Annotated in this window: 16 protein-coding genes; 13 read left to right on the forward strand and 3 right to left on the reverse strand. The window is 58.3% G+C overall.

Going from position 1 to position 16,806, the window contains the following annotated elements; all coding sequences use genetic code 11:
- Positions 1 to 34: 34 nt before the first annotated feature.
- Complete coding sequence (locus ACUZ79_RS03975) at positions 35 to 1,546, reverse strand: phosphodiester glycosidase family protein (RefSeq protein ID WP_449250762.1); 1,512 nt, start codon at positions 1,544 to 1,546, stop codon at positions 35 to 37.
- Positions 1,547 to 1,682: 136 nt separating this feature from the next.
- Here ACUZ79_RS03975 and ACUZ79_RS03980 point away from each other — a divergent pair, with 136 nt between their 5' ends.
- From ACUZ79_RS03980 to ACUZ79_RS04035, 12 genes are all read left to right on the forward strand, one after another.
- On the forward strand, positions 1,683 to 2,555 hold the full coding sequence (locus ACUZ79_RS03980; protein ID WP_449250763.1) for a methylenetetrahydrofolate reductase: 873 nt from the start codon (positions 1,683 to 1,685) through the stop codon (positions 2,553 to 2,555).
- A gap of 91 nt (positions 2,556 to 2,646) precedes the next feature.
- Complete coding sequence (locus ACUZ79_RS03985; protein ID WP_449250764.1) at positions 2,647 to 4,062, forward strand: MFS transporter; 1,416 nt, start codon at positions 2,647 to 2,649, stop codon at positions 4,060 to 4,062.
- Positions 4,063 to 4,195: 133 nt separating this feature from the next.
- Complete coding sequence (locus ACUZ79_RS03990) at positions 4,196 to 4,630, forward strand: DVU0524 family FlgM-associated protein (protein WP_449250765.1); 435 nt, start codon at positions 4,196 to 4,198, stop codon at positions 4,628 to 4,630.
- Positions 4,631 to 4,662: 32 nt separating this feature from the next.
- Positions 4,663 to 4,977, forward strand: a complete 315-nt coding sequence (gene flgM / locus ACUZ79_RS03995) for a flagellar biosynthesis anti-sigma factor FlgM (RefSeq protein ID WP_449250766.1) — start codon at positions 4,663 to 4,665, stop codon at positions 4,975 to 4,977.
- A gap of 314 nt (positions 4,978 to 5,291) precedes the next feature.
- Complete coding sequence (locus tag ACUZ79_RS04000) at positions 5,292 to 6,404, forward strand: flagellar basal body P-ring protein FlgI (RefSeq protein WP_449250767.1); 1,113 nt, start codon at positions 5,292 to 5,294, stop codon at positions 6,402 to 6,404.
- The gene (locus tag ACUZ79_RS04005; RefSeq protein ID WP_449250768.1) at positions 6,405 to 7,943 is read left to right on the forward strand and encodes a rod-binding protein; all 1,539 of its coding nucleotides are present in this window, start codon (positions 6,405 to 6,407) and stop codon (positions 7,941 to 7,943) included.
- 231 nt (positions 7,944 to 8,174) lie between these two features.
- Complete coding sequence (gene flgN / locus ACUZ79_RS04010) at positions 8,175 to 8,642, forward strand: flagellar export chaperone FlgN (RefSeq protein ID WP_449250769.1); 468 nt, start codon at positions 8,175 to 8,177, stop codon at positions 8,640 to 8,642.
- A gap of 2 nt (positions 8,643 to 8,644) precedes the next feature.
- Positions 8,645 to 10,759: a flagellar hook-associated protein FlgK gene (gene flgK / locus ACUZ79_RS04015; RefSeq protein WP_449250770.1), complete on the forward strand. Its 2,115-nt coding sequence runs from the start codon at positions 8,645 to 8,647 to the stop codon at positions 10,757 to 10,759.
- Positions 10,760 to 10,768: 9 nt separating this feature from the next.
- Positions 10,769 to 12,298 carry a flagellar hook-associated protein FlgL gene (gene flgL, locus ACUZ79_RS04020; RefSeq protein WP_449250771.1) on the forward strand — a complete coding sequence of 510 codons (1,530 nt, stop codon included), beginning with the start codon at positions 10,769 to 10,771 and terminating at the stop codon, positions 12,296 to 12,298.
- A 96-nt stretch (positions 12,299 to 12,394) separates the two neighbouring features.
- Positions 12,395 to 12,631, forward strand: coding sequence for a carbon storage regulator CsrA (gene csrA, locus ACUZ79_RS04025; RefSeq protein WP_240823687.1), 237 nt, complete (start codon positions 12,395 to 12,397; stop codon positions 12,629 to 12,631).
- Positions 12,610 to 13,146: a flagellar assembly protein FliW gene (fliW, locus tag ACUZ79_RS04030; protein WP_449250772.1), complete on the forward strand. Its 537-nt coding sequence runs from the start codon at positions 12,610 to 12,612 to the stop codon at positions 13,144 to 13,146. The genes csrA and fliW overlap by 22 nt, the downstream gene beginning before the upstream one ends.
- 732 nt (positions 13,147 to 13,878) lie before the next feature.
- A complete protein-coding gene (locus ACUZ79_RS04035; RefSeq protein ID WP_449250773.1) occupies positions 13,879 to 14,208 on the forward strand; it encodes a YnfA family protein in 330 nt (109 codons plus the stop codon).
- Positions 14,209 to 14,288: 80 nt separating this feature from the next.
- Here ACUZ79_RS04035 and dnaJ read toward each other — a convergent pair whose 3' ends face one another.
- Complete coding sequence (gene dnaJ / locus ACUZ79_RS04040) at positions 14,289 to 15,395, reverse strand: molecular chaperone DnaJ (protein WP_291443125.1); 1,107 nt, start codon at positions 15,393 to 15,395, stop codon at positions 14,289 to 14,291.
- Between the two features lie 106 nt (positions 15,396 to 15,501).
- The gene (gene rpoZ, locus ACUZ79_RS04045; protein ID WP_022657721.1) at positions 15,502 to 15,738 is read right to left on the reverse strand and encodes a DNA-directed RNA polymerase subunit omega; all 237 of its coding nucleotides are present in this window, start codon (positions 15,736 to 15,738) and stop codon (positions 15,502 to 15,504) included.
- 258 nt (positions 15,739 to 15,996) lie between these two features.
- Here rpoZ and ACUZ79_RS04050 point away from each other — a divergent pair, with 258 nt between their 5' ends.
- Positions 15,997 to 16,800: a tRNA lysidine(34) synthetase gene (locus ACUZ79_RS04050; protein ID WP_240823691.1), complete on the forward strand. Its 804-nt coding sequence runs from the start codon at positions 15,997 to 15,999 to the stop codon at positions 16,798 to 16,800.
- The last annotated feature ends 6 nt before the right edge of the window (positions 16,801 to 16,806 follow it).

The following is a 16,806-nucleotide window of genomic DNA, read 5'->3' on the forward strand; positions in this document are numbered from 1 at the left end:
AGCCGATTTTCTGGAGTCTGAGCTGGGAGAAAACCTACTTGTTCTGCCCCTTGGACAAGCTTGCTCCTTCCGGGCTGGATGCCGGAGGGGCAAGGGACGTACCCGGTTCTGTGAGCGGGGCATTCGGGGGAGCCGACTCCGCCGGGGAAACCTTGGGCGCTTCAGGCGCGGCAGGGGGGCTTGTTGCTGCACCCTGGGCTTGCTCCGGTTGCGTTGCGTTTGCCGGAGCGGCTTCGGCATCAGAGGCTGCTGCTGGCTTGGTGGGTGCAGCCACGCTGGGGGCTGTGCCTGAAGGAGCTTGCTCGGAGAGGTTGGTTTGCGCCGGTTGCGCAGGCGTGTCTGTTGCGGGCTGGGCTTGCCCCTCATTTGTTGTGGGGGTGGGCGCAGAGGCTGGCGGCGCTTGTGTTTCCACCGGTGCAGCGGGCCTTGTGTCCATGCCGCCGGGAGTGCCGGCAGCGTTGCCACCGGAATCTCCTTCAGCATTTTTGCGGCGCGCGCCGAGCACATTGGGCAGCACGGCCCGCAGATCGCCAGTTACCAGCAAGCCGCTGGGACTCAGGCCCACAAGTTCGCGGGTCAGCGCTGCGGAACGAACCAGCAGGCCAGCCTGGCCTCCGCCTTCCACATACATAACGGTGCGCACGTTGAGGGGCAGGTGCAAGACCTGCTGCGCAAAGGAATAGGCTTCCACGGGCTGGCGGCAGTGCATGAAGAGAATCTGCCCGTCTCCGTCCTGCGCCACTGCGGAAATGGAGTAGTGCGGGCCGCCGGGCGACCAGAGGATGCGCCTGTCGGCATTGATCATGCGGTAGTTTTGAATCACAAGATCATAATGATCCATCTGCTGCCGCCACAGCGGGCTATCGCGGTCAAGGATGGCTGCTTTGGGCAGGGTGGGTTCGTCCGGCCCGGCCACAAAAAAAGCGCCAAAACGCTGTACCACGCGCCCGTTGTTCACATGCGAACCCTGGCGCATGTAGCCTGTGCTGGTGGAAGCATCAGGCAGGTACATGCTGGCATTGATGGCCGCAACAAGGTTGTACTGTTCGCCCCACTGGTTCAGCTGGCGGGAGGGGCCGCCATCCTGAGAGCGGGAGCAGAGCGTAAAGTCAAATGCGGCAGGGTCGATACGCAGGACAGTGAGGCGGGCATCGCCTTCATTGAGCTGAAATTCACCAAACAGAAGGCCCGGTTCAAGCTCCCGCCAGTCGGCTCGGCCCTGAGCGTCCACGCCGCCTTCGGCTGCTGCGTCAGCGGGCTGCATGGCGTGGGGGTCAGCGGCAAGCAACGCCGGGGCGGCAGGCAGCACAGGCGCGTGGCCCTCGGCGGGCAATACCGCTCCTGGGGGCTGATTGCCCTGCTGGTCTGGCGCGGCAAGGCCGGGCCGGGGCATGGCTACAGTGCAACAGACAATCAGGGCAGCCAGCCAAGTGGACGGCAGACTGCGGATTACCCGCCATGCGGGCCGGATTGCGTCCGTTGCTATAAAGAAAAACTGCCGGGTATTCATGTCTTGCCGTCTATTTTTATTGTCCGTAACCTGCATTACGACCGCTTTTGCCATTTGGCAAGGTGCGATGGCACATTTTTATTGACATATCAATTTATCTTGATATAAACATAAACAATCACGCCGCAGTAATTTAGTGGGCTGCGGGCATATCGCGCCAAGGAGTCTTTCCATGCATATCGGCAAAATGATCCGGGAACTTTCGGCCCCTTTTTACTCTTTGGAGTTTTTTCCTCCTTCTGACACGGCCCAGTTGCCTGATTTTTATGCCACGGTGGATCGCCTGCGCGCGCTCAACCCCCTGTTTGCGTCAGTAACCTACGGTGCCGGAGGTGCGCGTCAGCAGAATACCCTTGCCGTTACGGCAGAGCTGGCGCGGCGGGGCATTACTGCCATGGCGCATCTCACATGCGTGGGCGCGGAGCCTCAATCCATCGCCGCATTTTTGCATGACTTGCAGGCTGCCGGCGTCAACAATGTGCTGGCCCTGCGCGGCGACGCGCCCGCAGACAAACCGTGGGACTGGAACAAAGCCCACTTTCGCCATGCCTCTGATCTGGTGGCCTTTGCCCGCGAGCAGCAGCCCGGCCTGGGCATAGGCGTAGCTGCCTATCCCGCCCCGCATCCCGAGTCGCCCACCTTTGCGGAAGACAGGCGGTGCACGGCTGAAAAATTGCGCGCCGGGGCGGATTTTGCCCTGACCCAGTTATTTTTTGACGCCCGCGAGTATGAAGATCTGGTAAGCCATTTGCGCGGGCAGGGCATTACCACGCCGGTCATCCCCGGTATCCTGCCCATTCAGAGCTTTGACTCGCTGCGGCGGGTGCTCTCGCTGTGCGGGGCCAATATTCCGGGCAAGCTCTACCTTGCCCTGGAGAAGGCCAATAATGATGGAGGTGCGGAAGCCGTGCGGCAAGTGGGCCTTGATTACGCGGTGCGGCAGATACGCAGTCTGCTTGATGCCGGCGCACCGGGCATCCACCTGTATACCTTGAACAAGGCTGATATGTGCCTGCGGCTGGCTGAAGCCGTTGGTACGCTTTAGACCTGTTGCCTTTGAAGGTGTGCGTTTTCAAGGGGTCAGGGCGTTCGCTCTGGCCCTGGAAAGCTCAAATTGACCATGCATGCGGGGCGTATTGACCACCCCGCGTGCTCAAGGCTACTCTGCCGACATGAGTTCATCCATCGAAAAAGGACACGGCTGGCTGCTTGTGGCCGTGTGTACCTCCCTGTTTTTTATGCCGTTCATGATGGCCGGAGTGAACGCTGTGCTGCCGCCGCTGGGGCAAAGCCTCCATGCCAGCGCGCGCGAACTGGGCCTCATGGGGGCCTTTTATTCTATGGGCCTGGCTGTGTTTCAGCTTGCCAGCGGCAGCATGGGCGACATCTGGGGGTATCGGCGCATATTCTTGTGGGGCATCGCCCTGTTTGCCCTTGCCGGAGCCTTGCTGGGTTTTGTCAATTCTGTGCCGCTGTTTCTGCTGCTGCGTTTTGTGCAGGGGGTGGGCGGGGCCATGTTCAACGCCTGCGGTCTGGCCCTGCTGGCCTCGGCGGCTCCTGAGGGACGCCGCGCCTCCTATCTTGGCTACAGCGGATCGTCAGTGTACGCGGGCATTGCCTGCGGGCCGCCTGTTGCGGGCTTTGTGGCCGGGTGGCTTGGCTGGCAATGGCTGTTCTGGGGCAGCGCTCTGGCGTCCGTGGGTGTGCTGCTGCTGATGAAATACCGCGTCAAGCTTGAATGGCGCATGGCCAAGGGCAAGCCCTTTGACTGGAAGGGGTGCTGCATCTATGCGGGAGCCATGACGGCCCTGACTTTTGGCTCGTCCGAGCTGGCCGATGCTCCGGCCCTGGCTGGCGGCCTGCTGGTGGCCTTTGTGGGGCTGATGGCTGCTTTCTGCGTCAAGGAGCTGCGGAGCGACTATCCCCTGCTTGATCTGCGGCTGCTTGCCCGCAACAGGGTCTTTGCCCTGTCTTCACTGGCCGCGTTCATCAACTATAGTTCTTTTTTCGGCATCGTGTTTTTTTTCAGTCTGTACCTCCAGTTCGGGCGCGGTATGACCGTGCAGCAGGCCGGGCTCTTTCTTGCGCTCCAGTCTGTAATGCAGGTCATGACCACCCCTGTTGCCGCGCGGTTGTGCGGCAGGTTTGAACCGGGCAAGGTCAGCGCGGCGGGCATTGCCCTGTGCGGGCTGGGCCTTGTTGTGTGCGGGCTTTTGCGGGTGGATTCGCCCATGTACGTGCTGGTTCTGGCCCAATGCCTGCTCGGCGTTGGCATAAGTTTGTTTGCGCTGCCCAATACCACCATTATTCTTGAGAGCGCAGGGCGCGACCGGGTGGGGCAGGCCGCAGGGCTCACGGGCGCTGTGCGTACAGGCGGCCAGCTCTTCAATATGACGCTCATAACGCTGACCCTTGGGCTTTTTCTTGGCAGCGAGCCAGCTGGCACGCATAATATTGAGGCCTTTATGGGAGCCATGCGCGTTGACCTGATAATCTTTGGCGTGCTCAACCTATTGGCTGTGGGCTGCGCATTGGCCCGCAACCGCCGTTGATTGTCTGTACCCTTGAGGACAGCCATGCCGCGCCTTTGGGCAAAAAATCCGGCAGCCGCAGAGAAAAATGCCTCATGGCAAGTCTAAAGTTTTTATCGCTTCTGCCGAAAAAGGTTGAAGGACGGATAACGCCATGGCCGACGCAACCTCCGCGCAACTGCGCATGATGCTACAGGGGTATGAACAGCAGCTGCTGGCAGCCCGGCGTCTTGCAAGGCTCAGAATGCGGCGCAGAGTTGCCGAAGGCGATGACCCCAGCGACCCTGATCCTTCTGTCAGCCGCCACATGATGGTTGAGAAGGTCGCCCGCGAACTCTACGAAACCCTGCTCTATACCGGAAGCGACAATCCTGTGGTGGAGGAAATCCGCCAGGAACTTGGCCGTGAGGTGGGGCAGGAAGTGCAGTTTACCTATCCGCCAGGCGGCAGACTGCGTATAGTGGGGCAAGGGCCGGAAGGCCTGGAACCCTTATCGGATGAAAAACTGCGTGCGACCCGTAACGCCCTGTGGCGCGTCACACGAAAAAAAGTTGACGAAAGCATGCTTGACGAACCGCCTGCCATTTAGGTCGGCAGCAGGTTGAGCAAGCGGAGAGAACTATGGAAATTCAGGGAAAGATCAATACGCTTCTTGATCCCTACAGCAACACGGCCAACCTTGAAAAGAGCGGCGAGGCCAGACTTAAGGGTAGAGCCAGCGCCACACCTTCTGAAGGCTCGCAAGGGGATACCGTCAGTGTATCGCAGGATGCTCTGCTGCTGACGGAAGCACGGCGCACAGCCCAGAATACGCCCGATGTGCGCGCCGAAAAGGTGGAAGCATTGCGTATTCAGGTCTCCAACGGCACCTACAAGCCTGACAGCAAGCTTATTGCCGCCAATCTTGTGCGTGAGGAGCCGGGTCTGTTCAGGTAGGCACGCCATGACGCGGATTTTTGAATCGCCGCAGAGCAGACAGGTATTTTCAATGTTGACCTGCTTGGGCGGCAGTCGCAAGTAATCGCCCAATAAATACTTGAAAAGAGCGGTCAGGGAGCAGAATCCCTGGCCGCTCTTTTTTGCTGCACGGAGGGTCAGGCGGAAAACCGTTTTACGGGGCAGGCAAGGGGGGACAGGTCTGGGCTGGCGGTCAGGATCAGGCCGCCCGGTTTGGTCAGCAGTACGTCGGCATGTTCGGCATGGTTTCTGCAATCCCCTGTGTGCCGGTATTCCGGCAAGGAGTCTGCGCCATGAAATTGACAATACTGCGCCATCCGGCCTTCTGGATAACCACCGCCGCCCTGCTTGTGTGCTGGGCCTTGCCTGCGCACGCCGTGCGTATCAAGGACATCGCCACGTTTTCGGGCGTGCGAGACAACCAGCTCATCGGTTACGGGCTGGTGGTTGGTCTGGCCGGAACCGGCGACAAAAAGGACTCCGTCTTTACGCTCAGTTCCATGAAAAACATGATGGACAGAATGGGCGTGGGCGTGGACGCCTCCGCACTTAAAATCAAAAACGTGGCCTCGGTTATGGTCACTGCGCGCATGCCGGTGTCGGCCAAGCCCGGCACCAGGCTCGATGTGACGGTGTCCTCCGTGGGCGACGCTACCTCCCTCATGGGTGGGGTGTTGCTGCAAACGGCCCTCAAGGGCGTGGACGGCAAGATATACACCATGGCTCAGGGCGCGTTGACCGTGGGCGGTTTTTCGGCCTCGGGCAAAGCTGCCAGCACCACAAAGAATATCGCCACCGTGGGCATCATCCCCGGCGGCGGCATTGTGGAACGGGGCATTCCCTTTGAGTTCAACCAGCAGGACAAACTCACGCTCAATCTGCGCGTGGGCGATTTTTCCACAGCGCAGCAGATTGCGGAACGCCTCAATGGGGCCATGGGCGGGCGCTATGCCCGCGCAGTGGACGCCACCAGCGTGACCATGGACGTGCCGCCCCAGTATCGCAACAACCTTGTGCCGCTTATGGCCTCAGTGGAAAATCTGGATGTCAGCCCCGACACCTCCGCCAAGGTGGTGGTGGACGAAAAGACCGGTACGGTTGTGCTTGGGCGCGACGTGCGCATCTCCCGCGCTGCCGTAGCTCACGGCAACCTGCAAATCACTGTGCAGGAAAGCGAACAGGTTTCGCAGCCCGGCCCCTTCTCGCAAGGGCAGACTGTTGTGACGCCGCAGACGGAAACCAACGTGCGCGAAGAAAACCGCCATCTTATGATGGTGGAAGGCGCGACCCTTCAGGAACTGGTGGATGGCCTTAATGCCATTGGCGCAACCCCCCGCGACCTCATATCCATTTTACGGACAATGCAGGCCTCGGGCTCCTTGCACGCGGATCTGGAGGTAATTTAAATGACCACGCCCATGTCAACCGCTCTCATTCCTCCTGATGCCGGAGCGGGCGAAGTTGCCCGCAAGGAAGTTCAGTCGCGCCTGGCGGGCCTTGGCAATCTGGGCGGGAAAAATATTGACCCTGCGCAAAAGGAAAAGAAGCTGCGCGAATCCTGCGAGGGCTTCGAGTCCATCTTCATCCAGAAAATGTGGGAAGAAATGCGCAAAACCCTGCCCAAGTCCACCTTGCTGCACGGCAAGGAGGAGCAGTTCTGGCAGGGCATGTACGATCAGGAACTGGCCAAAAAAATGACATCGGCTGGCGGCATAGGCCTGGCCGACATGATGTACGCCCAGCTTTCGCGCGGTCTCACATCCGCAAGCCGCGCCACGGCGACGGATGCTTCCGCCATTCAGCGGCCCTTTACGCCTGAAGCCGCCCCCATGCTTCCACCAACACCGGAGGCGGATAGCCCGCACAACGAGAGTGACAAGGATGCAGCTAAGGGCAAGTCTGGGAGATCAAGCACTGCTGCGTCGGTGTACGGCGGTGTTGCCCCCATGCAGGACGCCGGGCATGCGGAAAACGGCTCCGCTGCATCGCGTACGCTGACCGGAGCTCAGGTCGCTGCAGGCGGGCAGGATCCTGAAGAGGCTGCGCGTCTTGCCGAGCAGGCCATGCAGGCCTCGGCCCAGCCGGAGCGCCACAGGGTGGTACATACCACCAATGTTGTCGGCAATATGAATTCCGGCCTCAACCTTGCCCGCAAGGCGCAGTTTGAAGCGGGCAGCAAGCTGGGGCCCAATGCGGTGCGCCCGCCAATGCAGCAGATGCTGGGCCTTGCCCAGCCGCAGAGCAGAGCCGCACAGGCGGATGGACAGAACTGGGATCAGGGGGGCATGCAGATGGACATGTCCGGCATGAGTATTCCGCCGCTTACGGGGAATGTGCTGGATGCCCAATCCCTGAACTCCGCTGGAGGCATGCAGTCAGCCATGCAGGCGGCCATGCACCAGCAGGCCATGCAGGGGCAGAATATGCAGACAGGCTCAAGCGCTCCGGTAGGTCAGGCGGCGCCTCCGCAGCCGCAAAAGGTACGCTATACCACCAATATTCCGCCCACAGGGCGAGGCGGCAAGCAGGGCTTGATCCGTACGCTCAATGTTGACGGCGCTGGCCCCAACAGTAATGCGGGTGCTGGCATTGCCGCCTACCATGCCCAGCAGGCGCAGGGCGCAAGCCTGCAGCAGCAGGCTCCTTCACAGGGTGCACAGCCAGCAGCGCAGGTAAGCAGCCTGCCCATGGGTCCGGCGGGTCAGCCCGCAGTTCTGGCAGCAAGTCAGCCTGCAAGCCCCAGCGTCCAGACCCCCAATCAGCCTGTGAACCCCGGTGTTGCCCCTGTGGCTTCGCCCGCATCTGCTCAAGGCGTGACCAGTCCTGTGCCGCTGACGGGCGGGCAGATATTCGTGCGTCAGGGAGGCCAGGGCGGAGCAGCCAAGGGCGCGGCAGCCTCGGGTATACCGCCGCTGACAGCTACGGACGTGTACGGCAAGCCCTAACTAGTACCTGTTGCGAGATTGTTCCGGCGGGGCTGGGCTGGCACTGGCGCGCTTCAGCGGCGAGTGCGGCTCTCCATGATGAATCTCTCGTTCAACCGCTCTGGAAGCCTGCGCCGGAAGGATTTTCAGGCACGAATTTTGCTTTAATTGTGTCGGGGCGGCAGTTTCTGCCTTTTCCTGTCGGGCAATATCCTGACTACGGCTGAAAACAAAGGCCCTCGGGGGGTTCACATGCACAACGCCATTTACGAATCGCTTTCGCGTCAGGATAAGGCCCTTTGCCTGCTGCGCGACCTTCTTGAAGAAGAATATACTTGCCTTCTCGATCGCGATACTGATGCCGTGGTGTCTCTTGAGTTCTCCATACAGGAGCTTATCCGTCAGCTGGCCGTGGAAAAAACTTCTGTAATCAGAGGTCTGGGCGGCATGCGGGCCATGGAATACGCCGTTGCACTGCCTGAAGATATGGGCGTTGTTCTGCGGGAAACCCTGCTTCAGATAGACGCAAGCGAGCAGTCTGTTGCTCGCCAGGCCTCGCGCAACACCAACCTTTCTCTGGCTCTGCTTGATCAGAGCAGCCGCGCGCTTCAGGCGCTCACAAGCCAGGCCATGCCGCCCAAGGCGGAAACCTATGGCCGCCGTGGTGGTATGAGTGTGCAGCGGCAGACGCAGGCCGCGTTGATCTCCGGGAGGCTGTAGTCATGCTCAGCGGTCTTATGAATGTGGGCAAAACCGCCCTCAACGCCGCGCAAGCCTGGATTTCTGTCACGGGCAGCAATATCGCCAATGCCGATACCGAAGGCTACACCCGGCGTTATGTGGATCAGCGCGACGCAGGCACCCTTGTTGCCAAACCTGGGGGCGAAGGGCTGGGGGTTAATGCACAGCAGGTATTGAGATATTTCAACTCGTTTCTTGAAAGCTCCTATGTGCGACAGTCCACCAATTCTGCCCGCTGGGACGAGCAGGAAAACATCATGGGGACGTTGGAAAGTCTTTTCAACGAATCCAACCGGGCTGGCATAAGCTCTTCCATGAACGCGTTTTTTACGGCATGGCAGAAGCTTGCGCAGCGTCCTGGCGATACCGCCTCGCGCGAAGATCTGCTTTCGTATGCTGACAACCTTTGCGACATGCTCAGCAATACAGCCACATCGGTCAAGGCGCTGCAAAGCCAGATGGATGTTTCCATCAACCAGGGGGTCAGCCGCGTCAATGAGCTTGCCAAGAGCATCGCTTCTCTTAACAGGCAGATCAATGCCACGACCGTTGATGGCGTAAGCAATCCCAATGATCTGCTTGACCAGCGCGACCAGCTGGTGCGCGAAATGGCAACCTATGTCGATGTGAAGACCATGGACTCCGGGGGCGGCAATTTTACGGTTGCGCTCACCACCGGGCAGCCTCTGGTGCAGGGTGTCAACACCAATGATTTGGAGATTCGTGAACCGCGCGCGGAAAACCGGCTTTCCGTCGGTTCGACTTATACTGGCAGTATCCAGTATGACGGCTCCGACAGCCATGAATATACGGTGGATATTGTTTCCGGGGGCAATGCCGGCCCTGCGGGCACTGCAGGCAACCCCACGTTCCGCGTTTCGCTGGACGGCGGCAAAACATGGCTGCGTGATGAGGACGGCAATGAACAGCACTTTGAAATAAGCGCCACGGGCACATCCACCGATCCCGTTCAGGTGAAGAATCTGAAGATATCCTTCGATTCCACCAGCAATTTTACCGTTGGCGACAAGTTCGACATCGTGCCCAAGACCGGGCTTTACTGGATTGAGCCCACACGCGGCCCGCAAAACGTGACGCCCCAGGTGGGCTTTGACGGAACGGACACTGCCGGTCGCGTGTCTGGCGGCAAGCTGACCACCTATTTCAATATTCGAGACGACAACTGCGGCCGGTATATGGATGAACTGGATGCCACCGCCAAGTCGCTTATATGGGAAGTGAACCGCATCCACAGCCAGGGTGCTGGTACCTCTCTGTTCGATTTTGCACAGGGGCAACAGGGCGTTTCCAACACAACGGTGCCCCTGGGCTCAGCCCAGGCCGTGCTGCCGGAGTCCAGCAGGCTCCAGGCTGGCAACGTCAATTTCTACTTTTACGACAAAACTTCGGGCGACTATGTTTCGTCGGGTCAGCTCGACTTCAGCGCCATTACCCCCGGAACGCCGAACTTCGATCCCAGCAAGCATTCGCTGGATGATGTTGTTTCCGCCATCAATTCTTCGTTTCCCGGTAAGCTTACGGCCACCATTCAGGACGGCAAGCTTGGACTCAACACTGCGGCGGGCAGCAACCTGCAATTTGCGCTGGGCACCGACAGCACGGGCATGATGGCTGCCCTTGGCGTAAATACGTTTTTTACCGGCACCACTGCCAGCGACATAGCCACAAGCAAACAGCTGCACGACAATGAGAACTACATTGCCGCCGGGCAGGTCAACGGCCAGCAGCAGATAAATAAGGGTGACAACGCCACGGCCACGGCCATTGGCAAACTGGCCAGCACCAATGTGAGCATTTCAACCGCGTGGAAGACAACGAGCAACCAGACCATCGGCCAGTATTATGCCAGCCTGGTTACGACCGTGGGCGCTGACACCCGCCTTGCCAAAACAAATTCGGAATACCACTCGGCCCTCACCAGCGATCTTTCCGAGCAGGTCAGTTCTGCTTCTGGCGTCAACCTTGACGAAGAAATGGCCAACCTTATCAAATACCAGCACTCCTACACGGCAGCGGCAAAATTGATAACCACCGCCGACCAGATGCTGCAAACCCTTCTTGGGCTTAAGCAATAGGAGCCCGACATGGCTATACGCGTTACGCAGAATACCATGTACGACAAAATGACGAGCCAGATGCAGAAAAGTCTGGCCGCCTACATGGAAAGCAACGAACAAGGTTCTTCGCAAAAAAAGATCAACAGGCCCTCTGATGATCCTGCGGGTGCATACCGCGTGCTGGTGACCCGCAATGACATCAGCGCAACCACCCAGTACCAGAGCAATGTGGATACGGCCAAGGGTTGGCTGTCGCTTGCCGACAACGTACTTGGCACGCAGCTGAGCAACTCTCTGACAAGTCTTAAAGCGCTGGCGGAACAAGCCTCTACCGGTACCTATTCGGCGGAGAACCGTAAACAGATCGCCGACCAGGCCCGACAGATATTTGGCGAGATGCTCAACCTTTCCAACACCCAGTACGAGGGCAACAGCATTTTTGCCGGTCAGCGCTACGACAGCAACGCCTTTGAGGAGGGGTTGGCCCTGACCAGTGCCGACACCAACTGGGATACGGCCATTCAGGCCGGGGAATATACGATCCAGGGCGCGTCCAGCAAATCCATGATGATCCAGTTTACCACAACTGGAACTCTGGATGGCGGGGCGCAGAGCTTTCGCTGGTCAAATGATGGTGGTACCACCTGGACCCCTGGCACTACGGCTGGCAGAACACTGACTGCCAACGGCGTAACCGTCACCATGAAGAACGATATGGCTGTTACCGCAGCCGACACGAGCGCCGGGGCAGGTTCAAAGAACGGTACGCTGGTATATATCCGGCCTACAGCCGTCTATCAGGGCGACGACAATGATCCCCCTCCGAAAGTCACTACCATGGGCGGGCCGTCAGGCCTTCTCACTTCTGCCGCTGGCGCGTTTGGGGGCAACGTGTTGTTGCGCATGGACAACAACGCCGATCTTTCCTCGTCTGGCAGCACGGTCAACTATTCGTACAGCACCGACAGCGGATCAACCTGGATTGCGGCAACTGCCACCACTGATGGTTCAAACAAGCTTCGACTGCTCATGCCAAGTGGATATTTGGATTTGGACGCCGGAAGCGTCACCGGCTACACTGTAAACGCAGGCACACAGTTTCTTGTACATCCGGACCGCGCTGATCTGAATCTGGAAATAATGAAGGATTCATATATTTCGGTAAACAACGTGGGCAAGGATATCTTTGGCGGATACTACGAAGGCAAGCCAGCCCTGCCGGGTGCGACAAACCTGTTTGACATGGTGGGCGAATTCGTCAGCTATTGCGAAAATAACAATCAGGAAGGCTGCCAGCAGACGCTCGCAAAAATTGCCACCGTGCAGCAGAATGTGCTCACCCAGACAGCACGCATCGGCGGGCTTGAAAACCGGGTGTCCACTGCCAGCGATGTGCTCAGCTTTCAAAAGCTGGACCAGCAGGAACGATTGAGCTATACTGAAGACATAGACCTGACCGAGTTGCTGACAAAGCTGACCCGGCAACAGTTGACGTATCAGACAGTGCTTCAGTCTTCTTCAAAGATAATGCAGATGAGCCTGGCCAGTTATCTCTGATGCCGAGTAGCGGCGGATTTTGCCGCCTGATGCCGGGCAGATAACAAACGCTGCCTGGGAGCGTTTCATGCAACGATATAATTAACGGAAGCACCTATGCTCATATTGACGCGACGCCCGGGAGAAAGCCTATATCTGGGCGAGAATATACGCATAACTATCCTGGGCATGCAGGGGAAGCAGGTCAAACTGGGCCTGGAAGTACCCGATGACACCACGGTATACCGCGAAGAAGTGTACAAGCGGGTTGTTGAAGAAAACCGGCGCGCCCTTGAAACCAGTAATAACGACCTCATGGTGGCTGCTGAACTATGGCACGAAACAAAGAAATAGAAATCGACACCCGTCTTGGACGCCGTTGTATCGATACGGATAAGGTTGTGCACTTTCCCCGTGGGCTGGCCGGGTTTGAAAACGAGCGGGATTTTATCCTGCTTCAGATCCGACCTGAAGCGCCCTTGCTTATCTTGCAGAGCGTGCATACCCCGGTAGTGGGCCTGCTGGTGGCCGATCCATACAGTTTTTTTGACAAATCCTACGCACCCCAGGTGGGAGATGCCGAAAGGCAATTGCTCCATATAGAGAGTCTTGAGCAGGCCGCCGTACTGGTGACGGTTTCCATTCCTGCGGGCGCGCCCGAACAGGCCGCGCTTAATCTCACCGGCCCCATTGTTATCAACTATGAGGCCCGAGTGGGGTTGCAGGTGCCACAGTGCGGCGAGGGTTTGCAGCAGGTGAACCTGCACTCGCTCAAACCTGTGGAAGAAGCTCAGGGTGCAGAAACTACGCCTGCTGATGGTGCCAACTCTCAGGAATGTTGCTGCGCCAAGGCCACACCCACGGAATAGCTCGTTACTTTTTGATGCTACATTGACCCGGCTGATGAGAAACAGCCGGGTTTTTCGTGTGGAGTTCGGTTCGGACGCGCTGGCGCTTTGTTCACAGGCTTTGCCTGCTGCCAGACGAAGTAATTTTGTAACATTTTGTATTTAAAGAGTTTGGCGTTGCGCTGTTGCGCGGAACTTGTTAGTGGAAAAAACAGTGGTGGTGAAATAAATAACTTGCATGCTTTTTGACAAGGTGCTAGATTGAGCGCACAAACAGTCAAGAAAGGAACTTGTTTGTTTGGGAATCATTAATTGATCGGCCTCATAACCGGCTGTAGAATTTACAGATGGCAACCCTCGGCAAAATCCGCAGACCCCTTCTGCGAACCCGTACCCCTTAACGGAACAGTTTTGCCTGCCTCTGCGTCCGTGCCGTTCTCTCCTCGCCTGGCGGAGCGGTAAACAGGACAATGTTGGCCCGGCGGCATACCACAGATGCCGCCGGGCCAAAATGTTTTTCCCGCCAGAGCATAAGCCTCACCTTCCTCCCAAAAGCCCCAGCCTTGCGTAAGCGTGTGGGGCAGTTATGACCGTTGTGTTGTTGTGCAAACATCGGTGCGGTATTTGCTATTTTGCTTCGCAGACGGTACTTGCCAGACTTACAGTGATTACCGGGATATTGGCAGTAAACGAAGCACTCAAAATTGCACTGCGGACCATTTTGCTCACGACCATCAGAGGAATAGTACATTGATGATCAAGACGTTCGCGCTTTTTGTGTCCACGGCTCTGGCAGAGATAACAGGGTGCTACCTGCCCTGGCTGTGGCTGCGCAAAGGGGGCTCTGCTTGGCTGTTGGCGCCCGCCTGCCTGAGTCTTGCGGTGTTTGCCTGGTTGCTGACCCTGCACCCAGCAGCCAGTGGCAGGGTCTATGCCGCCTATGGCTGCGTATATGTGGTCACGGCCGTCTTGTGGCTACGCCTGATTGACGGTGTACCGCTGGCCAGCACGGATGTCTTGGGTGGCGCTGTGGCCCTGGTGGGTATGGGCATTATTGTTTCCAGCTGGGGAACAGCCGCCTGAAGGCTCGAGTTCTCCGCCACAAATGCAAAAAGCCGGGTGCAAACCCGGCTTTTTTACGCTCGTGATACTGAGAGGAATGTTTAGTCGATGCCCATGGCCTTGCTGATTTTTTTTGCGGCCTTTTTGACCTTTTCCAGGGGGCTTTTTTCCGCCGCTGCCTCAAATTCGCGCAGCAGTTCCTCCTGCTTGGCAGAAAGGCGGGTGGGCGTAAGCACTTTAACCTCTACCAGCAGATCGCCGCGCGAACGGCGCCCGGGGTAGGGCATGCCCTCTCCAGAAATTCGCAGCAGGGTGCCGCTCTGAATGCCCTTGGGGATTTCCAGCGGCAGGTTGCCGTCAATGCCGGGGACTTCTGCCCGATGACCAAGGGCCGCCTGCACAAAGCTGATCTCAAGGGAGTAAATGAGGTCTTGTCCCTGGCGCTGCCAGCGCTTGTCCTGCTCAACGGTGAGCACAACATAGAGGTCGCCAGCCGGGCCGCCGTGAACGCCGGGTTCACCCTCGCCGCGCACGCGCAGGCGGGTACCGCTGTCAACACCGGCAGGTACGCGCACCACAAGTTCACGGGTGTCTGTGGTGATGCCTTCGCCCTTGCACTTGGGGCAGGGCTTGGTGATGACTCGGCCCGAACCCTGACAGGAAGGGCAGGGCATGGATATCTGGAAAAATCCTTGTGAGCGGCGTACCTGACCGCTGCCGCCGCACTGGCGGCATGTTTCCGCCTTACTGCCGGGGGCTGCGCCGCTACCGTTGCATTCGGAGCAGGTAACATGCTTGGGCAGGGAGATGCTGATCTCGTCGCCCTTGGCGGCCTGGGCAAAGGTGATGGTCAGGTTGTAGCGCAGGTCAGCCCCGGCCATGGGCCTGGGGCCGCGCGTAGCGGTAGAAAAGCCAAAAAGATCGCCGAAGATATCGCTGAAATGCGCAAAGATATCATCGTTGCTGCCAAAACCGCCCGCGCCGCCCTGAACGCCAGCGCGCCCAAAACGGTCATAGCGCGCTCGTTTTTCAGGGTCGCGCAGCACGTCATACGCTTCGGCGGCTTCCTTGAACTTTTGCTCGGCCTCGGCATTGTCGGGGTTGTGGTCAGGGTGATACTTCAAGGCCAGCTTACGGTAGGCCCGTTTTATTTCGTCATCTTCGGCGCTGCGGCTTACGCCCAGCACTTCGTAGTAATCGAGCTCCATCGTAGTTCCGGTCACTGTGCGGCTTGTGCGCCTGTGCTAAAGGTTGTACATAAACGCGGCGGCTCCCCTGGGGAAGCCGCCGCGCGGACAATTTGTCCCCAAAAGGCTACTCCTCTGCGGCGGCCGCGTTATGGCCGGGCAGGGGGTTGTAAAGACTGTCGTCATCAGGCAGAACCTTTCCGGCGGCAATTTCGCGCAGGGCGGTTACGGCCTCTTTGTTGCGGGATTCTACCAGCGGTTCATAGCCTTCGCGGTACTGGTGCACACGCTTGATAGCCATCTGCACCAGCAGAAAACGGTTGTCCACGCGCTGCTGACAATCTTCCACGGTAATACGGGCCATGCTGCCTCCGTAAGTACGCGGCTTAAACGCCGCATTCCGGGCCGCCACGGGCAACCCGGTTGATAAATAATACCGCCCGACCATTTGTAAAGGCCGGGCGTGTGCATACGCCTTGGCGCAGGATTCCCCTGCTGAAATAAGAATTGATATATGTCGTCCGCTGTGCTGTCAATAGGGCTGCTGAAACGGCAGCCAGCGCGGAACAGCAGGCACCCCCCAATTTAACGGTTTTGCCGGCAACACGTTTACGGGAAAATTATGAGCAGAGAAAAAAGATCATTCGCGCAGGAAACCTGTGTTAAGAGCGCGGGCAAGGCCATGCAGAAAACAGGCATGCTGTGGCCTGGATGCCGTGTGGCTGTTGCCGTTTCTGGCGGCGTAGACAGCTTTGTGCTGCTGCAAAGTCTTAAAATTCGCCAAGGAATCGTACCTTTTCACTTTGAAATAATGGCGATCCACCTCAACCCCGGCTTTGACGAGCAGAGCCATGCGGCTCTTTTGCCCTGGCTGGCCAAGCGGGGCATACCCGGTCACATAGAAATGACAACCTACGGCCCGGACGCGCATTCAGAAAAAAATCTGCGCAGGTCGGCCTGTTTTCGCTGTTCCTGGCTGCGGCGCAAGCGCCTGTTTGAGCTGTGCGCCCAGTATGGCGTGACCCACCTTGCCCTTGGCCACAATGCGGACGATTTGGTGCAGACGTTCTTCATGAATCTGAGCCGCAATGGGCGTGTGGACGGCATGAGCATGAATGAGTCGTTTTTTGGCGGCGGCCTGCAACTGATACGCCCTCTGCTGTTGGTGGAAAAAAAGTTTATCCTCAAGGCCGCCAAACAGTGGGAACTGCCCATCTGGGCCAATGCCTGCCCCTCGGCAGGCAATACCGCCCGCAGTTCCATGGGGGAAACACTGCAACACCTGTATGGGGTATCCAAAGATTCGCGCCGATGTATTTTTAATGGTCTGACCCGCTGGCAGCTTGAAAAGAACAGCGCGGTTGCGGGCTTGGGTGATGAGCAGCCCCTGCCAGACGCAGAATCGCGTGACGGCGGTGCGGATTGACACAGG

Source organism: Desulfovibrio faecalis (genome assembly GCF_053570625.1).

Bases quoted from the DNA above. Each gene is read 5' to 3' on its own strand.
- ACUZ79_RS03975 (WP_449250762.1), bottom strand. From the start codon at position 1,546: ATGCAGGTTACGGACAATAAAAATAGACGGCAAGACATGAATACCCGG.
- dnaJ (WP_291443125.1), bottom strand. From the start codon at position 15,395: ATGGAGCTCGATTACTACGAAGTGCTGGGCGTAAGCCGCAGCGCCGAA.
- ACUZ79_RS04005 (WP_449250768.1), top strand. From the start codon at position 6,405: ATGACCACGCCCATGTCAACCGCTCTCATTCCTCCTGATGCCGGAGCG.
- flgL (WP_449250771.1), top strand. From the start codon at position 10,769: ATGGCTATACGCGTTACGCAGAATACCATGTACGACAAAATGACGAGC.
- flgN (WP_449250769.1), top strand. From the start codon at position 8,175: ATGCACAACGCCATTTACGAATCGCTTTCGCGTCAGGATAAGGCCCTT.
- csrA (WP_240823687.1), top strand. From the start codon at position 12,395: ATGCTCATATTGACGCGACGCCCGGGAGAAAGCCTATATCTGGGCGAG.
- fliW (WP_449250772.1), top strand. From the start codon at position 12,610: ATGGCACGAAACAAAGAAATAGAAATCGACACCCGTCTTGGACGCCGT.
- ACUZ79_RS04000 (WP_449250767.1), top strand. From the start codon at position 5,292: ATGAAATTGACAATACTGCGCCATCCGGCCTTCTGGATAACCACCGCC.
- flgK (WP_449250770.1), top strand. From the start codon at position 8,645: ATGCTCAGCGGTCTTATGAATGTGGGCAAAACCGCCCTCAACGCCGCG.
- ACUZ79_RS04035 (WP_449250773.1), top strand. From the start codon at position 13,879: ATGATCAAGACGTTCGCGCTTTTTGTGTCCACGGCTCTGGCAGAGATA.
- flgM (WP_449250766.1), top strand. From the start codon at position 4,663: ATGGAAATTCAGGGAAAGATCAATACGCTTCTTGATCCCTACAGCAAC.
- ACUZ79_RS03980 (WP_449250763.1), top strand. From the start codon at position 1,683: ATGCATATCGGCAAAATGATCCGGGAACTTTCGGCCCCTTTTTACTCT.
- ACUZ79_RS03990 (WP_449250765.1), top strand. From the start codon at position 4,196: ATGGCCGACGCAACCTCCGCGCAACTGCGCATGATGCTACAGGGGTAT.
- rpoZ (WP_022657721.1), bottom strand. From the start codon at position 15,738: ATGGCCCGTATTACCGTGGAAGATTGTCAGCAGCGCGTGGACAACCGT.
- ACUZ79_RS04050 (WP_240823691.1), top strand. From the start codon at position 15,997: ATGAGCAGAGAAAAAAGATCATTCGCGCAGGAAACCTGTGTTAAGAGC.